We start from the raw sequence: 17,011 nt of genomic DNA, 5'->3' as shown, positions 1-17,011 counted from the left end.
GCGCCATTTCACACCTCACATCCCGGCTTTGGCCGGGATGTTTTTGTTTGGGGAACAGAAGGCGGGCCCATGTGATGCGACATGTTTATTCCAGTCCGGGCATCGAGAGAGGGCGGAGCGGATAAGCTGGGTTGCGTTCATGACGCGCCAGAAAACGATAACAACCCGCGCCCAGCGCCGCGCCGATAAACCAGTTGAAATTAGCCAGCGCATGCCACGACGGCACAAAACCAATAAAAAGACCGATGGCGACCGCGGGGATCAGCGCCAGAATCGCGTTGGGATTGAAACCGCGGCGATACCAGTAGCGCCCCTGCGGGGTTGCGTTGAACAGATCGTCGACGTGTACCTTCCCGCCTTTGATCAGATAGAAATCCGCCAGCAAGATCCCAAACAGCGGGCCGATGAAGGCCGCCAGGACGTCCAGCGTGTAGTGGATCAGTTCGGGGGATTGAAAGAGGTTCCAGGGCGTCAGCAGGATCGATCCTACGGCGGCGATCATCCCCCCCGCGCGGAAGCTGATCCGCTGTGGCGAACAGTTGGAGAAGTCGAAGGCTGGCGACACGAAGTTCGCCACAATGTTGATACCAATCGTCGCGATAATCATGGTCAGCAGGCCCAGCGCGACGGCAACGCCGCTGCCGATGTGGCTCACGGTTTCGATCGGATCGGTGATCATCTTGCCGAAGAGCGACTGCGTGCCGGAAACGATCACCACCGTCACGATGGAGAACAGCAGGAAGTTGACCGGCAGCCCCCAGAAGTTGCCGCGGCGCACCTCGCGGATGCTTTTGCCGTACCGGGAAAAGTCGCCGAAGTTCAGCAGCGGTCCGGAGAAATAGGACACCACCAGCGCGATGGCGGTGATCATCTGCCACAGCTGCTCGCTCGCGCTCAACGATTGGCTGGACAGCGTGAAGGAAATGCCGTCCCAACCGGTTTGGTAAACAATCCACCCGGCCAGCCCCAGCATCACCGCATAGACCGCGGGACCGGCGAAATCGATAAACCGCTTAATAGCGGACATGCCGTGCCAGAACACCATCGCCTGCAGCAGCCACAGTATGCCGAAGCAGATCCAGCCGAGCGCCGACAGGCCCAGCCAATGACGTTCGGTCAGCGGGATCAGCGAGGGGTAGAACTTCAGCAGCGCCAACATCAGCGCGTTGGCGGCGAGGTAAGTCTGAATGCCATACCACGCGAAGGCGATTAGTCCACGGATCACCGCCGGGATGTTCGCACCGAAAACCCCGAAAGCCTGACGGCAAATCACGGCATAGGGAACACCGCTCATCTGGCTGGGTTTGGCGATCAAATTGGCGCACAGCTGGACGATGCCGATACCGGCCAGCAGACAGATGAGCACCTGCCAGCTGGCCAGCCCCAGCGTAAAGAAACTGGCCGCGACAACGTAGCCGCCCATACTGTGGACGTCGGACATCCAGAAAGAAAAAATGTTATACCAGGACCAGTTCTGCGACCGCACCGGCGCGAGATCCTCGTTGCATAACCTGGGGCTGTAGTCTGTCCGCATAGCGCGGTTTGACGAGGCATTTTGTGGCATGGAATCTGCTCCTTTTGATAACCGAACGTCAACGTCACTCGATGGTGTATACGAAAGGGGTTTTGCAGGATTCAGGCCATGATCTATTTTTTGTATACAATAAATGATGATTGCGGTGTACGATTTAGCGATGACATGTTGATGGGATAACGTGATGAACTATACCTATGGTCTTGAAGAGGCAGCGCTTTCTAAGCAAAAGGACGAAGTGATTTATCACGCGCTGCTGAATGCGATTGTGGAACACCAGCTGCTGCCGGGCACCAAATTACCTGAAGAAGCATTGGCTGAGGTCTTCGGCGTTAGCCGAACGGGGATCCGCAAAGTGCTACAGCGTCTTGCCGCGGTGCAAATGATCACTCTCGCGCCCAAGCGTGGTGCACAGGTCGCCACGCCCTCGGTAGAAGAGGCGCAGCAGATCTTCCGTACCCGCAGTCTGTTGGAGTGCGCCAACCTGCCGCAGGTGGTGGCGCACTGCCAGCCGAGCCACTGCGCAGCGTTGGAAAAGGGCGTGCAGGCGGAAGACAAAGCTCATCAGGATCAGAACGGCGCGGAGGCGATCCGCCTGTCTGCCGCGTTTCATATTCAGCTACAGGCTATCTCCGGCAATGCGGTATTAACCGGCATGGTGTCTCAGCTCACGCTGCGATCGTCGCTGGTGATCGCCGCCTACGGCGCGCCGTGGCAGCAGGGGTGTCGCTGTCACGATCATCAGCGCTTGATTGCTCTGTTGCGCGAGAAAAACACGGCGGCGCTGACGTCCGCCATGCAGCAGCATTTCGACGATATCACCGCCAATCTGCGATTTGATCGCGACGATAGCGTAACGCCGGACTTTTCCCGCCTGTTCGCCCACCTTCATGGACAGGAGCCAGCATGAGCCGCTGTGTGATTCAGGTCATCAACCCGAACACCAGCCGGGAAATGACGGCGACCATCGGTGCCGCGGCCCGGCGAGTGGCGCACGCAGATACCGACATCCGGGCCGTGTGCGCGTCTCACGGCGCGCCGTCGATAGAAGGGCATGTCGATGAAGCCATCGCGGCCCTTGGCGTGCTGGAGCAAATCCAACAAGGAAAATCGCAGGGCGTGCAGGGGCATGTCATCGCCTGTTTTGGCGATCCGGGACTGCTGGCGGCACGCGAGCTGGCCGACGCGCCGGTGGTTGGCATTGCCGAAGCCGCGATGCATATGGCGACGCTGGTGGCGACGCGTTTCTCCATTGTGACGACGCTCCCGCGGACGTTAATCATCGCGCGACACCTACTGCACCAGTATGGCTTTGAACGCCACTGCGCCGCGCTGCATGCGATCGATCTTCCGGTGCTGGCGCTAGAGGACGTACAGGGCGTGGCGCAACAGAAGGTGCGGGAACAGTGTATACAATCGAAGCAACAGGATGGATCCGGCGCGATTGTGCTGGGCTGCGGGGGGATGGCGGATCTGGCCGTTGAATTGACGCGTGAGTTGGGGATCCCGGTGATCGACGGCGTCAGCGCTGCGGTCAAACTGATTGAATCGCTGGTGGGAATGGGACTGACTACCAGCAAACACGGCGATCTCGACTATCCGCTGCCCAAACCGTTGACCGGCCCGTTCAGCCCGCTGCGCTGACATCGGTTGTATCTTCTCAGCAATAAAAAAGAGACACATCATGAAGACGTTAACGCAGACGTTGGGGGAAGGGCGGGACTACCCGCGCGATCTTATCGGTTACGCGGGCCAGCCGCCGCACGCCCAATGGCCGGGACGTGCGCGTATCGCGGTGCAGTTTGTCCTCAACTATGAGGAAGGCGCGGAGAATAACGTGCTGCACGGCGACGCGGGTTCCGAGCAATTTCTGTCTGACATCATCGGCGCGGCCAGTTACCCGGACCGCCATATGTCGATGGACTCGTTATATGAGTACGGCTCACGCGCGGGTTTTTGGCGGATCCATGCAGAGTTCCAGCGTCGCGGCCTGCCGCTGACGGTGTTCGGCGTGGCGATGGCGCTGGCGCGTAACCCGGCCGTCGTGGCGGCGATCACGGCGGCGGACTACGACGTGGTGTGCCACGGTTGGCGCTGGATCCACTATCAGGACACGCCAGTGGCGGTTGAACGCCAGCATATGGCGCAGGCCGTGGAGACGATGACGGCGCTGTTTGGCCGAGCGCCGTTGGGCTGGTATACCGGTCGCGACAGCCCGAATACGCGTCGGCTGGTGGTCGAACTCGGCGGTTTCCAGTATGACAGCGACTATTATGGCGACGACCTACCGTTCTGGATGCCCGTGGTGGGGAAAGAAGGGGTTGCGCAGCCGCACCTGATCATCCCTTATACGCTGGAGGCCAACGACATGCGTTTCGCCTCGCCGCAGGGGTTTAACTGCGGTGACCAGTTCTTTACCTACCTGAAAGACAGTTTTGATGTGTTATACGAAGAAGGGGAAACGGCGCCGAAGATGATGTCGATCGGCATGCACTGTCGGCTGCTGGGACGGCCGGGTCGCTTCCGCGCGTTGCAGCGTTTCCTCGACTACGTACAGCAGCACGACCGGGTGTGGATTTGCCGTCGTCAGGACATCGCCGACCACTGGCGTCAGCACCATCCTTATCCAGGCTGACGCATTCAAGATGAACGAAAAAAGGCCGCCAAGTCGCGGCCTGTCTTCCTCAGACCTATCCGTTACGCCATCAGACTGACGTGGGCGGCCACGATGCGCCACCCCTGTTCGGTTCTGATCCAGGTTTGCATCTGGCGACCAACCTTCTCTGAATGCTCTCGACGAAACTCGGTGCTGGCGACGGCCATGTCCCGGCCGTAGCTGGTGATCACCGTATTCTGCAACTGGCGGTCGAGTCCGGCCGAGGGACGGGCGGCGCGAAACGCCCGGATCTGCTCAATGCCGTATAGGTTCTCGGACGCGCCGTAGCGGACGGTGCGCGCATCGTGCCAGAACAGGGCGTCAAGTGCTTCGACGTCGTTGCCGGTCAACGCTTTTTCGTAGCGGGCGAACGCGGCGGCGACCTCTTCCAGCACGTCGGGCAGATTGATGTCGTTGAGCTGCAACATAGCGGGTTCCTGGCGTATCAGGGCTGTAAGGGGATGACAGAGTGCGTAATGCCTTGCTGCTCCAGGCGTCGGGCAGCGCGTAGCGCAATGTCTTCGCGCCACGGCGCGGCAATCAGTTGGACGCCGATAGGCAGCCCGGAGTCGGTGAGCAGCGGCACGGTCACCACCGGCAGCCCGACGAACGAAATCGGCTGCGTCAGCATGCCCATGCTGGCGCGAATGGGCAGATCCGCGCCGTTAATGCGCATGGTTTCCTGACCAATCGGCGTCGCCGAACAGGGCGTAGCGGGGGCGATCAACAGGTCGGTGTGCTCGAACAGTGACAGGACCTCCTGCCGGAAGTAGTCGCGAAAACGCTGTGCCTGTACGTACCACGCCGCCGGGATCATGGCGCCGGCCAGCAGGCGTTCGCGCGAATGCGGCTCGAACTGCTCCGGCAAGCTCCGCAACGCGGGCAGGTATTGATTCCCGCCTTCGCTGGCGGAGATCAGGAAGGCGGCGGTGCGGGCCAGCGCGGCATCGTCGATCAACACATTCTCATTGGCTCCCAGCGTGCGTGCGACCCGCAGTACGGCGGTTTTCGCGTGTTCGTCGCACCAGTCGGCGAAATAACCTGCCAGAATCTTGGTGCGCAGCGGCGGCGTATCATCATTCAGCGTGGCCGAGCAGTCCAATGACGAGTGCGGCGTTTGAAAACGATCGTGGGCATCGATGCCTTGCAGCAGGTCGAAGACCTGAGCCAGATCCTTCGTGTTGCGCGCCATCGGGCCGATGTGATCGAGGCTGGCGACGAAAGGCTGCGTGCCGCGACGGGACAGGCGGCCAAAGGTCGGTTTGAGGCCGAAAATGCCGCACAGCGACGAAGGGACGCGAATAGAGCCGTTGGTGTCGCTGCCGAGCGCGAAGGTCACCAGCCCGGCCGCAACCGCGGCGGCGGAACCGCCGGAAGAGCCGCCCGCAATCCGCGTCAGGTCATGCGGGTTGCGGGTTGCGCCATAGTGGGTGTTCTCCGTCGTAAAGCCGTAGGCGTAGGCGTCCATATTTACCATCCCCGACAGCAGCGCGCCTTGAGCGCTCAGTCGACCGACGGCGTAGGCATCCTGCGTGGCGGGTGGGCGCTGGCTAAACAGTTTCGCTCCCGCCAGCGTGGTTTCGCCTGCCACATCGAACAGATTTTTGACCGCGTACGGCACGCCGGTCAGCACGGGCAGCGGGCAGCCGTCGCGGCGTTGTCGGTCGAGCTGCGCGGCCTCTTCCAACATGCGCGTCTCGGTGACGCGGGTATAGGCGTTGAGCTGGGGGTTACGCTGCGCAATGCGCGCCAGCGTCTGCTGGGCGATGTCTTGCGCGGACAGTTCGCCGCTTTCTTGCAGCGCCTGAAGTTCATCAATGGAATAGCTGCCGGGGTGACGCATCGTACTCATAGCTGATAGACCCCCGCGACTTCCTGACGCTCGTCCAGTGGAAAGGCCATCAGCGGCTGCGCCATCTCGGCGATGCGGCTGAACTGTCGCTGTAGTTCCTGGCGGCGGGCCGGATCTAACTCCAGCGCCAGCAACGTTTCCATCTGCCGCAGATAGTCGGCCAGCGCGGCGTCATCACGTTTTATCTCGCTCATGTTTCCCTCTGTGATTCTCTTGGTCGCGGTCTTATTGATTTAAAAGCCTAGGGCGCTGCCGTTGCTGCGCGGGTCGAACGCGCCTTCGAGCATACCGTTAGTATGGCGCACGATGGCGCCGGCGTGTCCGACGCTCTCGCTGAAGTCGGGCAGCATCTCCACTTCGTGGCCCAGCCCGCGTAGCGTGTCGACGGTGGCGGCCGTGAAGCGGTCCTCCAGTTTCAGGCTATCGGAGGTTTGTCCCCAGGTGCGACCCAGTAGCCAGCGCGGCGCGGCGATGGCCTGCTGGAGCGGCAGCCCCTGCACGATGTGGCGGATAAACAACGCCGCCTGAGTTTGCGGCTGGCCGTCGCCGCCCATCGATCCGTAGACCATCGTCCGCCCGTCGGACAGCCGTGCGGCGGCGGGATTCAGGGTGTGAAACGGCTGTTTGCCCGGTTCCAGCGCCAATAGATGGTGTGGATCGAGGCTGAACGAGGCTCCCCGGTTCTGCCAGACGATGCCGGTCTCCGGCAGCACGACGCCGCTGCCGAATTCGTGATAGATGCTCTGAATAAAGGAAACCGACAGTCCGTTGCCGTCGCACACGCCCATCCAAACGGTGTCGCCGGGGCCTTTCCCTTCTCCCCACGGCGCGGCGGCATCGATATTCACGCGGGCGCTCAATGCCTCCAGCGCATCGGCGCTGAGCAAAGCGGGGATATCTTGCGTGACGAGTCTGGGATCGGTGATGAAGGCATCGCGCAGTTCGAACGCGAGCTTGGTGGCTTCGACGACGCGATGGATCGTTTGCGCATCGTTAAGATCGGCCATATCGAGGCGGTCGGCGATCCCGAGGATCGCCAATGACACCAGCCCTTGCGTCGGCGGCGCCAGATTGAAGATCTCGCCCTGACTGTGGGCCAGCCTCAGGGGGGCGACGCGTTTAGCGCGATAGTTCGCCAGATCGTCTCGGGTCACCGGCATCCCTACCTGGGTCATGGCCGCCGCCAAGCTATCGGCCAGCGGGCCGCGATAAAAACTGTCCAGACCGTCTTGCGTCAGCTGCCTGAGCGTGCGGGCGAGGTCGGGCTGAGTGAAGCGGCTGCCGGGGAAGGGGGCGTGCCGTCCGGCAAGAAGACGCGGCGAAATTCGGCCTGGGCGCTGAGAGCCTCAAAGTGCTGCGTGAGCGCGTCCGACTGCGAGGGCGTGACCGGAATACCGCGTTCGGCGTAGCGGATCGCATCGGCCAGCAGCCGCTTCAGCGGCAGCGATTTTCCGCCCAGCTCGGCGGCGTAGCGCAGCGCTTCCTGCCATCCGCCGACGGTGCCCGCCACGGTGATGGCGGCTTTGGGACCGCGATGAGGGATACGCTCCATACCGTCGTACATCGCGCGGTCGGCCAGCGAGCCTGCCGGTCCGCTGGCGTCAATGGCAATAGGGTCGCCCTGCGGCGGCACGATCAGCCAGAAACCGTCGCCGCCCAGACTGTTCATGTGCGGATAGACGACGGCGATGGTAGACGCGGCGGCGACCATTGCTTCGATCGCATTGCCGCCCTCCCGCAGCACCGCCTGCGCGGAGGCGCTGGCGAGGTGGTGAGGCGTCACCGCCATACCGGCTGGCGCAATATTACTGTGCATCATAAAAAAGATTCCCAACGCTAGGGGCAAGACTCCGGCGGGCAACGCTGGCGAGTCATCAATCTAAGGCCAGGCATCGCGCCGTGAAGGGAGCCCACGGACAATCGACTACAGACAAAAGCAAAAAGCATTCCACTCTTTTTCCTCTTGCCGTTCTCGCTGAGAGGTGTGCTAAGGTGCAGCGATACCGTGAAGGGCTGAAACGAAAGTTACAGAGGCAGGCATGAAGCAGATTGATGAACGGCTACGCAGCCATTTTAATGCGCTCTCCCCTCAGGAGCGGCGGGTCGCGGAGTTTATTTTCGATCATCTCGACGACCTGATCAGCTACAACAGCGCGGAGCTGTCGCGCCTGTGCGGCGTCTCTAAAGCGACCGTCAGTCGGTTGTTCCGTCGTCTCGGCTACCCGAGCTACCGGGAAATGCGCGATGAGCTGCGCACGCTACGCCAAAGCGGTATGCCGCTGGCCGACAACCGCGATGCGGTGCAGGGAAATACCCTGCTGGCGCGTCACTATAAGCAGGAGATGGCGAACCTGACCCAGTGGGTCAATCAGATCGATCCGGTGCAGTTCGGCGCGGTGATCGCCGCGCTTCAACAGGCTCAACGTGTCTGCCTGATCGGGCTGCGCAACAGTTATCCGGTGGCGCTGCATCTACGCCAGCAGCTGTTGCAGGTGAGGCCGCAAGTCTGTCTGTTAGCCCAGCCGGGCCAGACGCTGGCGGAAGAGCTGGCTGACCTGAGTCCACAGGATGTCGTTATCGTAGCCGCGTTTCGCCGCCGTCCACGGCTGATCCCGTCTCTGCTTCGCCAATTACAGGAAAAACAGGTGCCGGTGTTGTTGCTGTGCGAGCCGCAGGCCCACAGCCTTCAACCGTTCGCGACCTGGACGCTGAGCGCGCCGCTGGACAGCGTATCCGCCTTTGACAGCTACGCCTCTGCGATGGGGTTGGTTAATCTGTTGAGCAACGCGCTGCTGCATGAAATGTTGCAGGACGGACGTCAGCGTATTCATCATATTGCCGATCTGTATCAGCAGTTGGATGAGTTGGAGCAACGCTAGGCGACACTGAGTCCTTGCATGCAAACACGGCTGACCCTCCCGTCCTGTTCGGCCATTTCACTATACTTTTCAACGGATTAACGATTGCATCCGTTTTCCGGCACATCTGAATCATCGGTTTATTTCACCAGCCCGGATCTTAGGCGTTAGCGCCCTGAACATCGTCGCGAGGGCGATGGCTGTTCAGCTTGATGAGCGTGACGGGCGCTCATGACGTCATGTTGCATCCATGCCGGTAGCGCTCAGCGATGAGCTGATATTCAGCACCAGAATAGTGCTGTTGCTCCTCATTGGTGCAACATGTCGGGGCCACCTTTCCGCTCGATGCTTGCCGTTTTGCGCGATGATTTTCTCCGTTTCATCTGAGAAAAGCCTTATCTCAAGGATTGCCTGCGCTTTTTTCTCACCCGAATTCACCTCTCCCCGCAACCTCATTATTGGCATATATTTTGCTCTCTGATTTGTAACGATAGTTTCACTATCTTTTATTGAAGAATCTTTTGTTTCAAATTGGCGAACCAGGAGCAGAGCGATGAATATCAGAAAAGGTTTCTTGGCCGTGATCAGCGCGGCGCTGTTTTTCGTACAGGCCGGCCATGCCCTGGCTGATCAGCTGCAAGACATTGAAAAACGTGGCGTACTGCGCGTCGCCGTGCCGCAGGACTTCCCGCCGTTTGGCTCTGTCGGCACGGACCTTGAGCCGCAGGGCTACGATATCGACATGGCGCGCTATCTGGCCAGCGAGATGAAACTAAAGTTGCAGCTAGTGCCTGTGAGCAGCGCCAACCGCGTGCCTTATCTGCAAACCAACAAGGTGGATCTGGTGATCTCCAGCCTGGGTAAAAACGCCGAACGCGAAAAGGTGATCGACTTTAGCCGCGCCTACGCGCCGTTCTTCCTGGGCGTGTTCGGACCGAAAGACGGCGATCTGAGCAATCCTCAGGCGCTGGCGGGCAAAAGCGTGGGCGTCACCCGCGGCGCGGTGGAAGATATGGTGCTGACCGATCTTGCGCCGAAAGAAGCGCAGCTGAAACGCTATGAAGACAACAACACCACGCTGTCCGCGTATCTGTCTGGACAGGTGCAGTACATCGCGACTGGTAACCTGGTGGTCGCGGCCATCGCCGCACAGAATCCGACGAAAGCGCCGGTGGCGAAATTCATGCTGAAAGATTCGCCGTGCTTTATCGGCCTGAAAAAAGGCGAACCCGCGTTGAAAGAGAAGGTCAATGCGCTGATCGAAAAGGCGGTAAAAGACAACACGCTGAACGGCCTGTCGCAGAAGTGGCTGAAGGCGCCGCTGCCCGCCAATCTGGGCGCGTGAGGGTAACGCATGACCTATCAGCTTGATTTCGCCGCGCTGTGGCCTTACTGGCCGGACATGCTGGCCGGTCTGTGGGTCACCGTGCAACTGACGGTGCTCGCTACGGTCGGCGGTATTGCCATCGGCATCTGCGGCGCCGCGTTGCGCAGCGGCAAGCCGAACGTGTTGAGCGGGCTGTGGGGCGTTTACGTCGAAGCGATTCGTAATACGCCGTTCGTGGTGCAGCTGTTCTTTATCGTGTTCGGCCTGCCGGGGCTGGGGCTGAAGCTAACCGCAGGCGAGGCGGCGTTGATCGCCATGCTGGTGAATCTCGGGGCATACAGCACCGAGATTATCCGCGCGGGCATTCAGGTGACGCCGAAAGGGCAGTGGGAAGCCTGCCGGGTGCTGGGATTGACGCGCACGCAGACGTTTCTGCGTGTGATTTTACCGCCGGCCCTTCAACGGATTTATCCGGCGCTGGTGAGCCAGTGCATCATCGTCATGCTCGGCTCTTCGGTGGTGTCGCAGGTGTCGTACGAAGAGCTGACCTTCGCCGCCAACCTTATCCAATCTCGCACCTTCTTAAGCTTCGAGGTGTATCTGGTCACTACGCTCCTGTATCTGGCGTTGTCGCTGCTGATGCGCCAACTGCTGATGATGTTGGGGCGACGTTTTCTGGGAACGCAGGGCGCATGATGAACTTTACCGACTGGGATATAGTGCGCAACCTGCTGCTGGCGGGGCGCTGGACGGTGTTGCTGTCGCTGACCGCGTTCTTCGGCGGGGCGCTGGTGACGTTGCCGCTGTTGCTGCTGCGTCTGACCCGCCGTCCCTGGCCGCTGCGGCTGACCCGCGCTTACGCCAACCTGTTTCAGGGCACGCCGCTGCTGATGCAGCTATTCCTCGCTTTTTTTGGTCTGGGTCTGTTCGGCATTGACGTCAGTCCGTGGGTGGCCGCCGCACTGGCGCTGACGCTGTTCACCAGCGCGTTTCTGGTGGATATCTGGCACGGCAGCGTACTGGCGCTGCCGCGCGGACAGTGGGAAGCCTCGCGCTGTCTGGGACTGAGCTTCTGGCAAACCTTGAGCCGGGTCGTCGCGCCGCAGGCGATGCGTATCGCCATCGCCCCGACGGTCGGCTTTTCCGTGCAGGTAATCAAAGGTACGGCGCTGGCGTCCATCATCGGTTTTGTCGAGCTGACCAAAGCCGGAACCATGCTGAACAACGTCACCTACCAGCCCTTCAAGGTGTTTGGGCTGGTGGCGCTTGGCTACTTCCTGCTGTGCTACCCGCTGTCTTACTACAGCCGCTATTTGGAGAAGAAATTCAATGCCGCTCATCACCATTAATCAGGTTCATAAGTTTTACGGTCAAAACCACGTGTTAAAGGGCGTGGACCTGGACGTCGAGATGGGCGAAGTGATCTCTATCATCGGGCGCAGCGGCTCGGGGAAAAGTACGCTGCTCCGCTGCGTCAACGGTCTGGAAGGTTATCAGGAAGGCAGCATCAAGCTGGGCGGAATGACGATTACCGATCGGGAGTCTCAGGCGCGTGAAATCAGCCGTTCCATCGGCATGATTTTCCAAAATTTCAATCTGTTCCCCCACATGACCGCGTTGGAAAACGTGATGCTGGCGCCCCGGTTGGTGCTGGGAAAAAGCGCGGCGGAGTGCCGCAGTCTGGGCGAGCAGATGCTGGACAAAGTCGGGCTGGGCGAACGGCGAAACTACTATCCCGCCAATCTGTCCGGCGGCCAGCAGCAGCGCGTCGCCATCGCCCGCGCGCTGGCGATGAATCCGAAGGTGCTGTTGTGCGATGAAATTACCTCGGCGTTAGACCCGGAGCTGGTGGGCGAAGTGCTCAAAGTGCTGGAGCAGCTGGCGGCGGAAGGCATGACGCTGATTCTGGTCACCCACGAAATGAACTTCGCCCGCGAGGTCGGCGACCGCGTGGTATTCATGCACCAGGGCAAAGTGTGGGAGCAGGGCGAAGGCTCCCGCCTGTTCGCCCAGCCGCAGACCCCGGAACTGAAACAGTTTATTGCCTCCGTGCGCGGGCTGACCGAAGCCTGACGCGCGGCGCAGCCGGTACGCCTACCTCCGTCCGGCGCGTCAACGCACACCATGAATTAAGGACATCAGGAGTTAACCACTATGCAAAGCGAACTGTTCGCCCAAATTAATCCGCCACATCGTCTGCTGATGGGGCCGGGCCCGATTAACGCCGATCCGCGCGTGCTCCGGGCGATGTCCAGTCAGTTGATTGGTCAGTACGATCCGGTGATGACCGGCTACATGAATCAGGTTATGGCGCTGTACCGGCAGCTGTTTCGTACTGAAAACCGCTGGACGATGTTGGTGGACGGCACGTCGCGTTCCGGAATTGAAGCCATTCTGGTTTCTGCGATCCGCCCCGGCGATCGCGTACTGGTCCCGGTGTTTGGCCGTTTCGGCCATCTGCTGTGTGAAATTGCCCGTCGCTGCCGCGCCGAGGTGCATACGATTGAAGCGCCGTGGGGCGACGTGTTCACGCCTGACCGCATCGAAGAGGCCGTGAAGCGGGTCAAACCGCGTCTGCTGCTGACCGTTCAGGGAGACACCTCGACGACGATGCTTCAGCCGCTGGACGAACTCGGTGACATCTGCCGACGTCATGGCGTGCTGTTTTACACTGACGCCACCGCCTCATTTGGCGGTAATCCGCTGGAAACCGATGCCTGGGGGTTGGATGGCGTATCCGCCGGACTTCAGAAGTGCCTTGGCGGTCCGTCCGGCAGTTCGCCGGTGACGATCAGCGAGCGCATGGAAGCGGCGATCCGTCAGCGCAAATGCGTGGAGCAGGGGATCCGCACCGACGATCATCAGGATGGCGATGAGGAGATGGTGTACTCCAACTACTTCGATCTGGGCATGATCATGGACTACTGGGGGCCGGAGCGGTTAAACCACCACACCGAAGCGACCAGTATGCTGTTCGCCGCCCGTGAGTGCGCCCGCATTATTCTGGAGGAGGGGCTGGATACCTGCATCGCCCGCCATGCGCTGCACGGTCAGGCGCTGTTGGCCGGGATCGAAGGGATGGGACTGAAGGCTTACGGCGATCCGGCGCATCGCATGAACAACGTATTAGGCGTGACGATCCCCGAAGGCATACACGGTGAAGCCGTGCGTAAGCTGCTGCTGGAGGATTTCGCCATCGAGATCGGCACCTCTTTCGGCCCGCTGCAGGGCAAGATCTGGCGGATCGGCACCATGGGCTACAACGCGCGTAAAGACTGCGTCATGCAGACCCTGACCGCATTGGAAGCCGTGCTTAATCGGCTGGGATTCCGCTCCGTACAGGGCGCCGCGTTGCAGGCCGCTTGGGATGTCTATAGCCGCCAGCAGGCGCAGGCATGAATCCCGTCGCGATGACGGCTGCCGAGGCGCTCAACGCCGCGCGGCAGGTTATGGATCGCTGCGATGCGCTGGCGGAGATTTCGGAAAGCGCAGGCCAACTGACGCGGGTTTACCTGTCGAAAGAGCATCTGCGCGCCAATCAGGTAGTGGGTGAGTGGATGCGGGCGGCGGGAATGCGCGTCTGGCAGGATAGCGTGGGCAATATTTGCGGCCGCTACGAGGGTCAAACGGCCGATGCCCCGGCGCTGCTGCTCGGTTCGCATCTAGACACGGTGCGCAATGCCGGTCGTTACGACGGGATGTTGGGCGTGCTCAGCGCGTTGGAAACCGTTCGCTATCTGCATCAACGTCAAATTCGGCTGCCGGTGGCGCTGGAGATCGTGGGCTTCGGCGACGAGGAAGGCACGCGCTTCGGCATCACCTTGCTGGGCAGCCGCGGACTCACCGGCACCTGGCCCGCAGAATGGCTGGCCTGTCAGGACGCCGATGGCGTTCCCGTGTCGCAAGCGCTGACGCAGGCCGGTTTGTCCGCCGACGCGATCGGAGAGGCGGCGCGGCCGCCGAGCGATATTCTGGCCTATCTGGAGCTGCATATCGAACAGGGGCCGTGTCTGGAACAGGCGGGACTGGCGCTGGGCGTGGTCACGGCAATCAATGGGGCGCGGCGGTTGAATTGTGCGTTTGTCGGTCATGCCGGTCATGCGGGCACGGTGCCGATGGGACAACGACAAGATGCGCTGGCGGCCGCGGCGGCCTGGATGACGCAGGTGGAGGCGCTGACGCAGTCGAGCGATCCGCATTTGGTCGCGACCGTAGGGACGTTGCACTGTTTGCCGGGCGCGGCCAACGTCATTCCCGGCGAAGTCAGGCTGACATTGGATGTCCGGGGACCGGAAGATGCAGCGCTGGAAGCGTTGCTGACCCGATTGCTGGCGGCGGCGAAGGAGATCGCCATGCTGCGCGGATGTCAGTTCAGCGCGGAGGAGTACTATCGTATTCCCGCGACGCGCTGCGATGACAGGCTACAGACGACGTTATCTGACGCTGTGACGGTGGTGCAGGGAACGAGTTTGTCGCTGCCGAGCGGCGCGGGCCACGACGCCATTGCCATCGCCGAACGTTGGCCGGTAGGCATGCTGTTCGTGCGCTGTCGAGGCGGCGTGAGCCATCACCCTGATGAGTTAGTGCTTACTGACGACGTGGCGCAAGCGTTGCAGGCGTTACTGCTGACGGTGGTGAACGTTGGCGCAACGCGTAAGGGGTGAATCGCGGAGCAGCTGAAGCGCCTCAACAGGCGGAGCGCGGGGCGGACATACGCCGGGTGGCGAGGGCTTTTTGCTGCATCAGTGTAAGCACTGACTTACATCGTGAGCAGCAAGAAGCGTCGCGCTGACTAGAGGGTGAACGCGTCCGCGTCGCGCCAGGCGGGGAAAGCTTGCCGATAGGCTTGCAGCGCTTCCAGCGACAGTTCCGCATCCAGCCGTGCGGGCTGATTTTCCGGGGCGCTGGCCAGCGTCTGACCGAGCGGATCGAGGATCACGCTGTCGCCCTGATAGCTGTGGCCGTTGGCATCGATACCGACGCGATTACAGCCCGCCACATAGCTTTGGTTTTCAATCGCGCGGGCCGTCAGCAGCGTCTTCCAGTGATGAGCGCGCGGCGTCGGCCAGTTGGCGACATACAGCAGCAGGTCGTAATCCTGCTGGTTGCGCGCCCAGACCGGGAAGCGCAGGTCGTAGCAGACCAGCGGCATGATGCGCCAGCCGCGCCACTCCACCACCAGTTTCTTCTTTCCTGCCTGATAATACTGATGTTCGTCCGCCATGCGGAACAGATGCCGCTTATCGTAGCGATACAGCGTGCCGTGCGGATCGGCGAACAGAAAACGGTTCGCCGCTCCTTTCGACGTTTGCACCGCCACGCTGCCGCCGATGAGCGCGTTGGTGCGCTGCGCCCACTGGCAGAGCCAGGCTTCCACCACCGACTGCTCCAGGCTGTGTCCGGCGGCTTCCATCGCGAATCCGGTGGTGAACATTTCCGGCAGCAGAATCAGATCGCGGCCGGTGATGTTTTCCAATAACGCGTCGAAGTGGCTCAGGTTGGCGGGACCATCCATCCACGCCAGCGGTTGTTGCAGTAGGGTGATTTTTAAAGTCGACATAGGCGCTCCGCAGCGGCATCCAACGTTGATTCCTGCTTGGCAAAACATAGCCGAATCAAGGTGTGGGGGAAAGTGTCTGCGCAGAAAACCGACAGCGGAATGGCGGCGACGCCAACGTGTTCGGTCATCCAGCGGCAGAAGGTCACGTCATCCTGCGTCGAAATCGCTTTGTAGTCCGCCAGCAGGAAGTAGGTGCCCTGACACGGCAACAGCTCAAAGCGGCTGGCCGACAGCGCATTGACGAAACGATCGCGTCGCGCCCGATAAAAATCAGGCAGCTCGCGCCAGTGTTCCGGGTGTTGCCGCAGCATATCGGCAATCGCCAGCTGTGCTGGCGTGTTGACGGCGAACGTCAGATATTGATGGATTTTGCGCAGTTCGGCGCTGATAGGCGCGGGAGCTACGCAGTAACCCACTTTCCAGCCGGTCATATGGAACGTTTTACCGAAGGACGAGACGGCGACCGCGCGCTGACGCAGCTCGGGATGCGCCAGGACGCTGGCATGACCTTCCGGATCGAAGCAGATGTGCTCGTACACTTCATCGCTCAGCACGTAAATTTCGCGTTCGGCAATCGCCTGCCACAGGACGTCGAAATCCGATTTTTGCCAGACGGTGGCCGACGGGTTGTGCGGCGTGTTGAGGATCACCAGCCGGGTTTTATCGCTGAGAAGCGCGGCGAACTCCGCCCAGTCCACCCGAAAGGCGGGGGGCTGCAGCGCCAGACGCTTCACGACGCCGCCAGCCAATTCGATGGCTGGCGCATAGCAGTCATAGCTCGGATCGAAGCAGATCACTTCATCACCCTGACGCACCAGCGCGCTGATGGCGGCGAACAGGGCTTCCGTCGCGCCAGCCGTGACCGTAATTTCCTGGTCGACATCCGGTTCCCAACCATACAGCTGCCCGGTTTTTTCAGCGATAGCCTGTCGCAGCGGCGCGACGCCGGTCATCGGCGCGTACTGATTCGCCCCCTGGCTAACGTGATAGGCCAGACGTTCTTGCAGATACTGAGGACCGTCGAAATCAGGGAAGCCCTGCGACAAGTTGATCGCCTGATGCTTCTGCGCCAGCGCGCTCATCTGGGTGAAGATGGTCGTGCCGAGAGAAGGGAGTTTACTGTGGGGGATTAGCGCCGCGCTCATGACTGAATACAACTCCTGCAAACGTGTATAGCTAGCCAATATATCACGCTGTCGATAATTGGCAATTGAGACGTTTGGG

Annotated in this window: 16 protein-coding genes and 1 pseudogene; 10 read left to right on the top strand and 7 right to left on the bottom strand. The window is 60.9% G+C overall.

Features of this window, described 5'->3' with window-relative positions; all coding sequences use genetic code 11:
* Positions 1-85 precede the first annotated feature (85 nt).
* The gene (locus tag CKQ53_RS01595) at positions 86-1,564 is read right to left on the bottom strand and encodes an NCS1 family nucleobase:cation symporter-1 (protein WP_085653047.1); all 1,479 of its coding nucleotides are present in this window, start codon (positions 1,562-1,564) and stop codon (positions 86-88) included.
* A 154-nt stretch (positions 1,565-1,718) separates the two neighbouring features.
* On the opposite strand from CKQ53_RS01595, the gene CKQ53_RS01590 reads away from it, so the two are divergent.
* From CKQ53_RS01590 to puuE, 3 genes are read left to right on the top strand one after another with little or no spacing between them, the layout of a single operon-like run.
* Positions 1,719-2,444 (top strand): GntR family transcriptional regulator, encoded by a 726-nt coding sequence (locus CKQ53_RS01590; protein ID WP_094118555.1) that lies wholly within the window; start codon positions 1,719-1,721, stop codon positions 2,442-2,444.
* Entirely contained in the window at positions 2,441-3,178 is a 738-nt protein-coding gene (locus CKQ53_RS01585; protein ID WP_094118556.1) for an aspartate/glutamate racemase family protein, read from the top strand. The genes CKQ53_RS01590 and CKQ53_RS01585 overlap by 4 nt, the downstream gene beginning before the upstream one ends.
* Before the next feature lie 40 nt (positions 3,179-3,218).
* A complete protein-coding gene (puuE, locus tag CKQ53_RS01580; RefSeq protein ID WP_094118557.1) occupies positions 3,219-4,169 on the top strand; it encodes an allantoinase PuuE in 951 nt (316 codons plus the stop codon).
* Between the two features lie 62 nt (positions 4,170-4,231).
* Here the strand turns inward: puuE and hpxZ are convergent, their stop codons facing one another.
* The 4 genes and pseudogenes from hpxZ to CKQ53_RS01560 all read right to left on the bottom strand — a co-directional run bounded on the left by hpxZ (position 4,232) and on the right by CKQ53_RS01560 (position 7,861).
* Positions 4,232-4,618 carry an oxalurate catabolism protein HpxZ gene (gene hpxZ, locus CKQ53_RS01575; RefSeq protein WP_094118558.1) on the bottom strand — a complete coding sequence of 129 codons (387 nt, stop codon included), beginning with the start codon at positions 4,616-4,618 and terminating at the stop codon, positions 4,232-4,234.
* A gap of 17 nt (positions 4,619-4,635) precedes the next feature.
* Positions 4,636-6,042, bottom strand: coding sequence for an AtzE family amidohydrolase (locus CKQ53_RS01570; protein WP_100053531.1), 1,407 nt, complete (start codon positions 6,040-6,042; stop codon positions 4,636-4,638).
* The gene (gene hpxX / locus CKQ53_RS01565) at positions 6,039-6,236 is read right to left on the bottom strand and encodes an oxalurate catabolism protein HpxX (protein WP_094118559.1); all 198 of its coding nucleotides are present in this window, start codon (positions 6,234-6,236) and stop codon (positions 6,039-6,041) included. Before hpxX ends, CKQ53_RS01570 begins: the two co-directional genes overlap by 4 nt.
* A 39-nt stretch (positions 6,237-6,275) precedes the next feature.
* Positions 6,276-7,861 (bottom strand): annotated as a pseudogene (locus CKQ53_RS01560) (gamma-glutamyltransferase family protein).
* Between the two features lie 220 nt (positions 7,862-8,081).
* Here CKQ53_RS01560 and CKQ53_RS01555 point away from each other — a divergent pair.
* The 7 genes from CKQ53_RS01555 (at position 8,082) to hpxK (ending at position 14,891) form a co-directional block, all read left to right on the top strand.
* Positions 8,082-8,921 (top strand): MurR/RpiR family transcriptional regulator, encoded by an 840-nt coding sequence (locus CKQ53_RS01555; RefSeq protein ID WP_085653040.1) that lies wholly within the window; start codon positions 8,082-8,084, stop codon positions 8,919-8,921.
* 532 nt (positions 8,922-9,453) lie between these two features.
* On the top strand, positions 9,454-10,245 hold the full coding sequence (locus tag CKQ53_RS01545) for a transporter substrate-binding domain-containing protein (protein WP_409359767.1): 792 nt from the start codon (positions 9,454-9,456) through the stop codon (positions 10,243-10,245).
* 9 nt (positions 10,246-10,254) lie between these two features.
* Positions 10,255-10,923, top strand: coding sequence for an amino acid ABC transporter permease (locus CKQ53_RS01540; protein WP_085653039.1), 669 nt, complete (start codon positions 10,255-10,257; stop codon positions 10,921-10,923).
* A complete protein-coding gene (locus tag CKQ53_RS01535; protein ID WP_304163060.1) occupies positions 10,923-11,576 on the top strand; it encodes an amino acid ABC transporter permease in 654 nt (217 codons plus the stop codon). Before CKQ53_RS01540 ends, CKQ53_RS01535 begins: the two co-directional genes overlap by 1 nt.
* Positions 11,557-12,300, top strand: a complete 744-nt coding sequence (locus tag CKQ53_RS01530; RefSeq protein ID WP_085653038.1) for an amino acid ABC transporter ATP-binding protein — start codon at positions 11,557-11,559, stop codon at positions 12,298-12,300. Before CKQ53_RS01535 ends, CKQ53_RS01530 begins: the two co-directional genes overlap by 20 nt.
* A gap of 81 nt (positions 12,301-12,381) precedes the next feature.
* Positions 12,382-13,626, top strand: coding sequence for a pyridoxal-phosphate-dependent aminotransferase family protein (locus CKQ53_RS01525; RefSeq protein WP_085653037.1), 1,245 nt, complete (start codon positions 12,382-12,384; stop codon positions 13,624-13,626).
* Positions 13,623-14,891 (top strand): allantoate amidohydrolase, encoded by a 1,269-nt coding sequence (gene hpxK, locus CKQ53_RS01520; protein ID WP_094118562.1) that lies wholly within the window; start codon positions 13,623-13,625, stop codon positions 14,889-14,891. Before CKQ53_RS01525 ends, hpxK begins: the two co-directional genes overlap by 4 nt.
* 128 nt (positions 14,892-15,019) lie before the next feature.
* Here hpxK and CKQ53_RS01515 read toward each other — a convergent pair whose 3' ends face one another.
* Positions 15,020-15,787, bottom strand: a complete 768-nt coding sequence (locus tag CKQ53_RS01515; protein ID WP_094118563.1) for an amidohydrolase — start codon at positions 15,785-15,787, stop codon at positions 15,020-15,022.
* Positions 15,775-16,932 carry a pyridoxal phosphate-dependent aminotransferase gene (locus CKQ53_RS01510; RefSeq protein ID WP_094118564.1) on the bottom strand — a complete coding sequence of 386 codons (1,158 nt, stop codon included), beginning with the start codon at positions 16,930-16,932 and terminating at the stop codon, positions 15,775-15,777. Before CKQ53_RS01510 ends, CKQ53_RS01515 begins: the two co-directional genes overlap by 13 nt.
* Positions 16,933-17,011 lie beyond the last annotated feature (79 nt).

Origin of the sequence: Lonsdalea britannica, assembly GCF_003515985.1 — a bacterium.
Lineage (GTDB): Bacteria > Pseudomonadota > Gammaproteobacteria > Enterobacterales > Enterobacteriaceae > Lonsdalea > Lonsdalea britannica.
This window is presented reverse-complemented; position numbering and strand designations above follow the sequence as displayed.

Coding starts and splice junctions, on each gene's coding strand:
- CKQ53_RS01515 (WP_094118563.1), bottom strand. CDS start 15,787: ATGTCGACTTTAAAAATCACCCTACTGCAACAACCGCTGGCGTGGATG.
- CKQ53_RS01555 (WP_085653040.1), top strand. CDS start 8,082: ATGAAGCAGATTGATGAACGGCTACGCAGCCATTTTAATGCGCTCTCC.
- CKQ53_RS01595 (WP_085653047.1), bottom strand. CDS start 1,564: ATGCCACAAAATGCCTCGTCAAACCGCGCTATGCGGACAGACTACAGC.
- CKQ53_RS01590 (WP_094118555.1), top strand. CDS start 1,719: ATGAACTATACCTATGGTCTTGAAGAGGCAGCGCTTTCTAAGCAAAAG.
- hpxZ (WP_094118558.1), bottom strand. CDS start 4,618: ATGTTGCAGCTCAACGACATCAATCTGCCCGACGTGCTGGAAGAGGTC.
- puuE (WP_094118557.1), top strand. CDS start 3,219: ATGAAGACGTTAACGCAGACGTTGGGGGAAGGGCGGGACTACCCGCGC.
- CKQ53_RS01545 (WP_409359767.1), top strand. CDS start 9,454: ATGAATATCAGAAAAGGTTTCTTGGCCGTGATCAGCGCGGCGCTGTTT.
- CKQ53_RS01540 (WP_085653039.1), top strand. CDS start 10,255: ATGACCTATCAGCTTGATTTCGCCGCGCTGTGGCCTTACTGGCCGGAC.
- CKQ53_RS01530 (WP_085653038.1), top strand. CDS start 11,557: ATGCCGCTCATCACCATTAATCAGGTTCATAAGTTTTACGGTCAAAAC.
- CKQ53_RS01510 (WP_094118564.1), bottom strand. CDS start 16,932: ATGAGCGCGGCGCTAATCCCCCACAGTAAACTCCCTTCTCTCGGCACG.
- CKQ53_RS01585 (WP_094118556.1), top strand. CDS start 2,441: ATGAGCCGCTGTGTGATTCAGGTCATCAACCCGAACACCAGCCGGGAA.
- CKQ53_RS01570 (WP_100053531.1), bottom strand. CDS start 6,042: ATGAGTACGATGCGTCACCCCGGCAGCTATTCCATTGATGAACTTCAG.
- hpxK (WP_094118562.1), top strand. CDS start 13,623: ATGAATCCCGTCGCGATGACGGCTGCCGAGGCGCTCAACGCCGCGCGG.
- CKQ53_RS01525 (WP_085653037.1), top strand. CDS start 12,382: ATGCAAAGCGAACTGTTCGCCCAAATTAATCCGCCACATCGTCTGCTG.
- hpxX (WP_094118559.1), bottom strand. CDS start 6,236: ATGAGCGAGATAAAACGTGATGACGCCGCGCTGGCCGACTATCTGCGG.
- CKQ53_RS01535 (WP_304163060.1), top strand. CDS start 10,923: ATGAACTTTACCGACTGGGATATAGTGCGCAACCTGCTGCTGGCGGGG.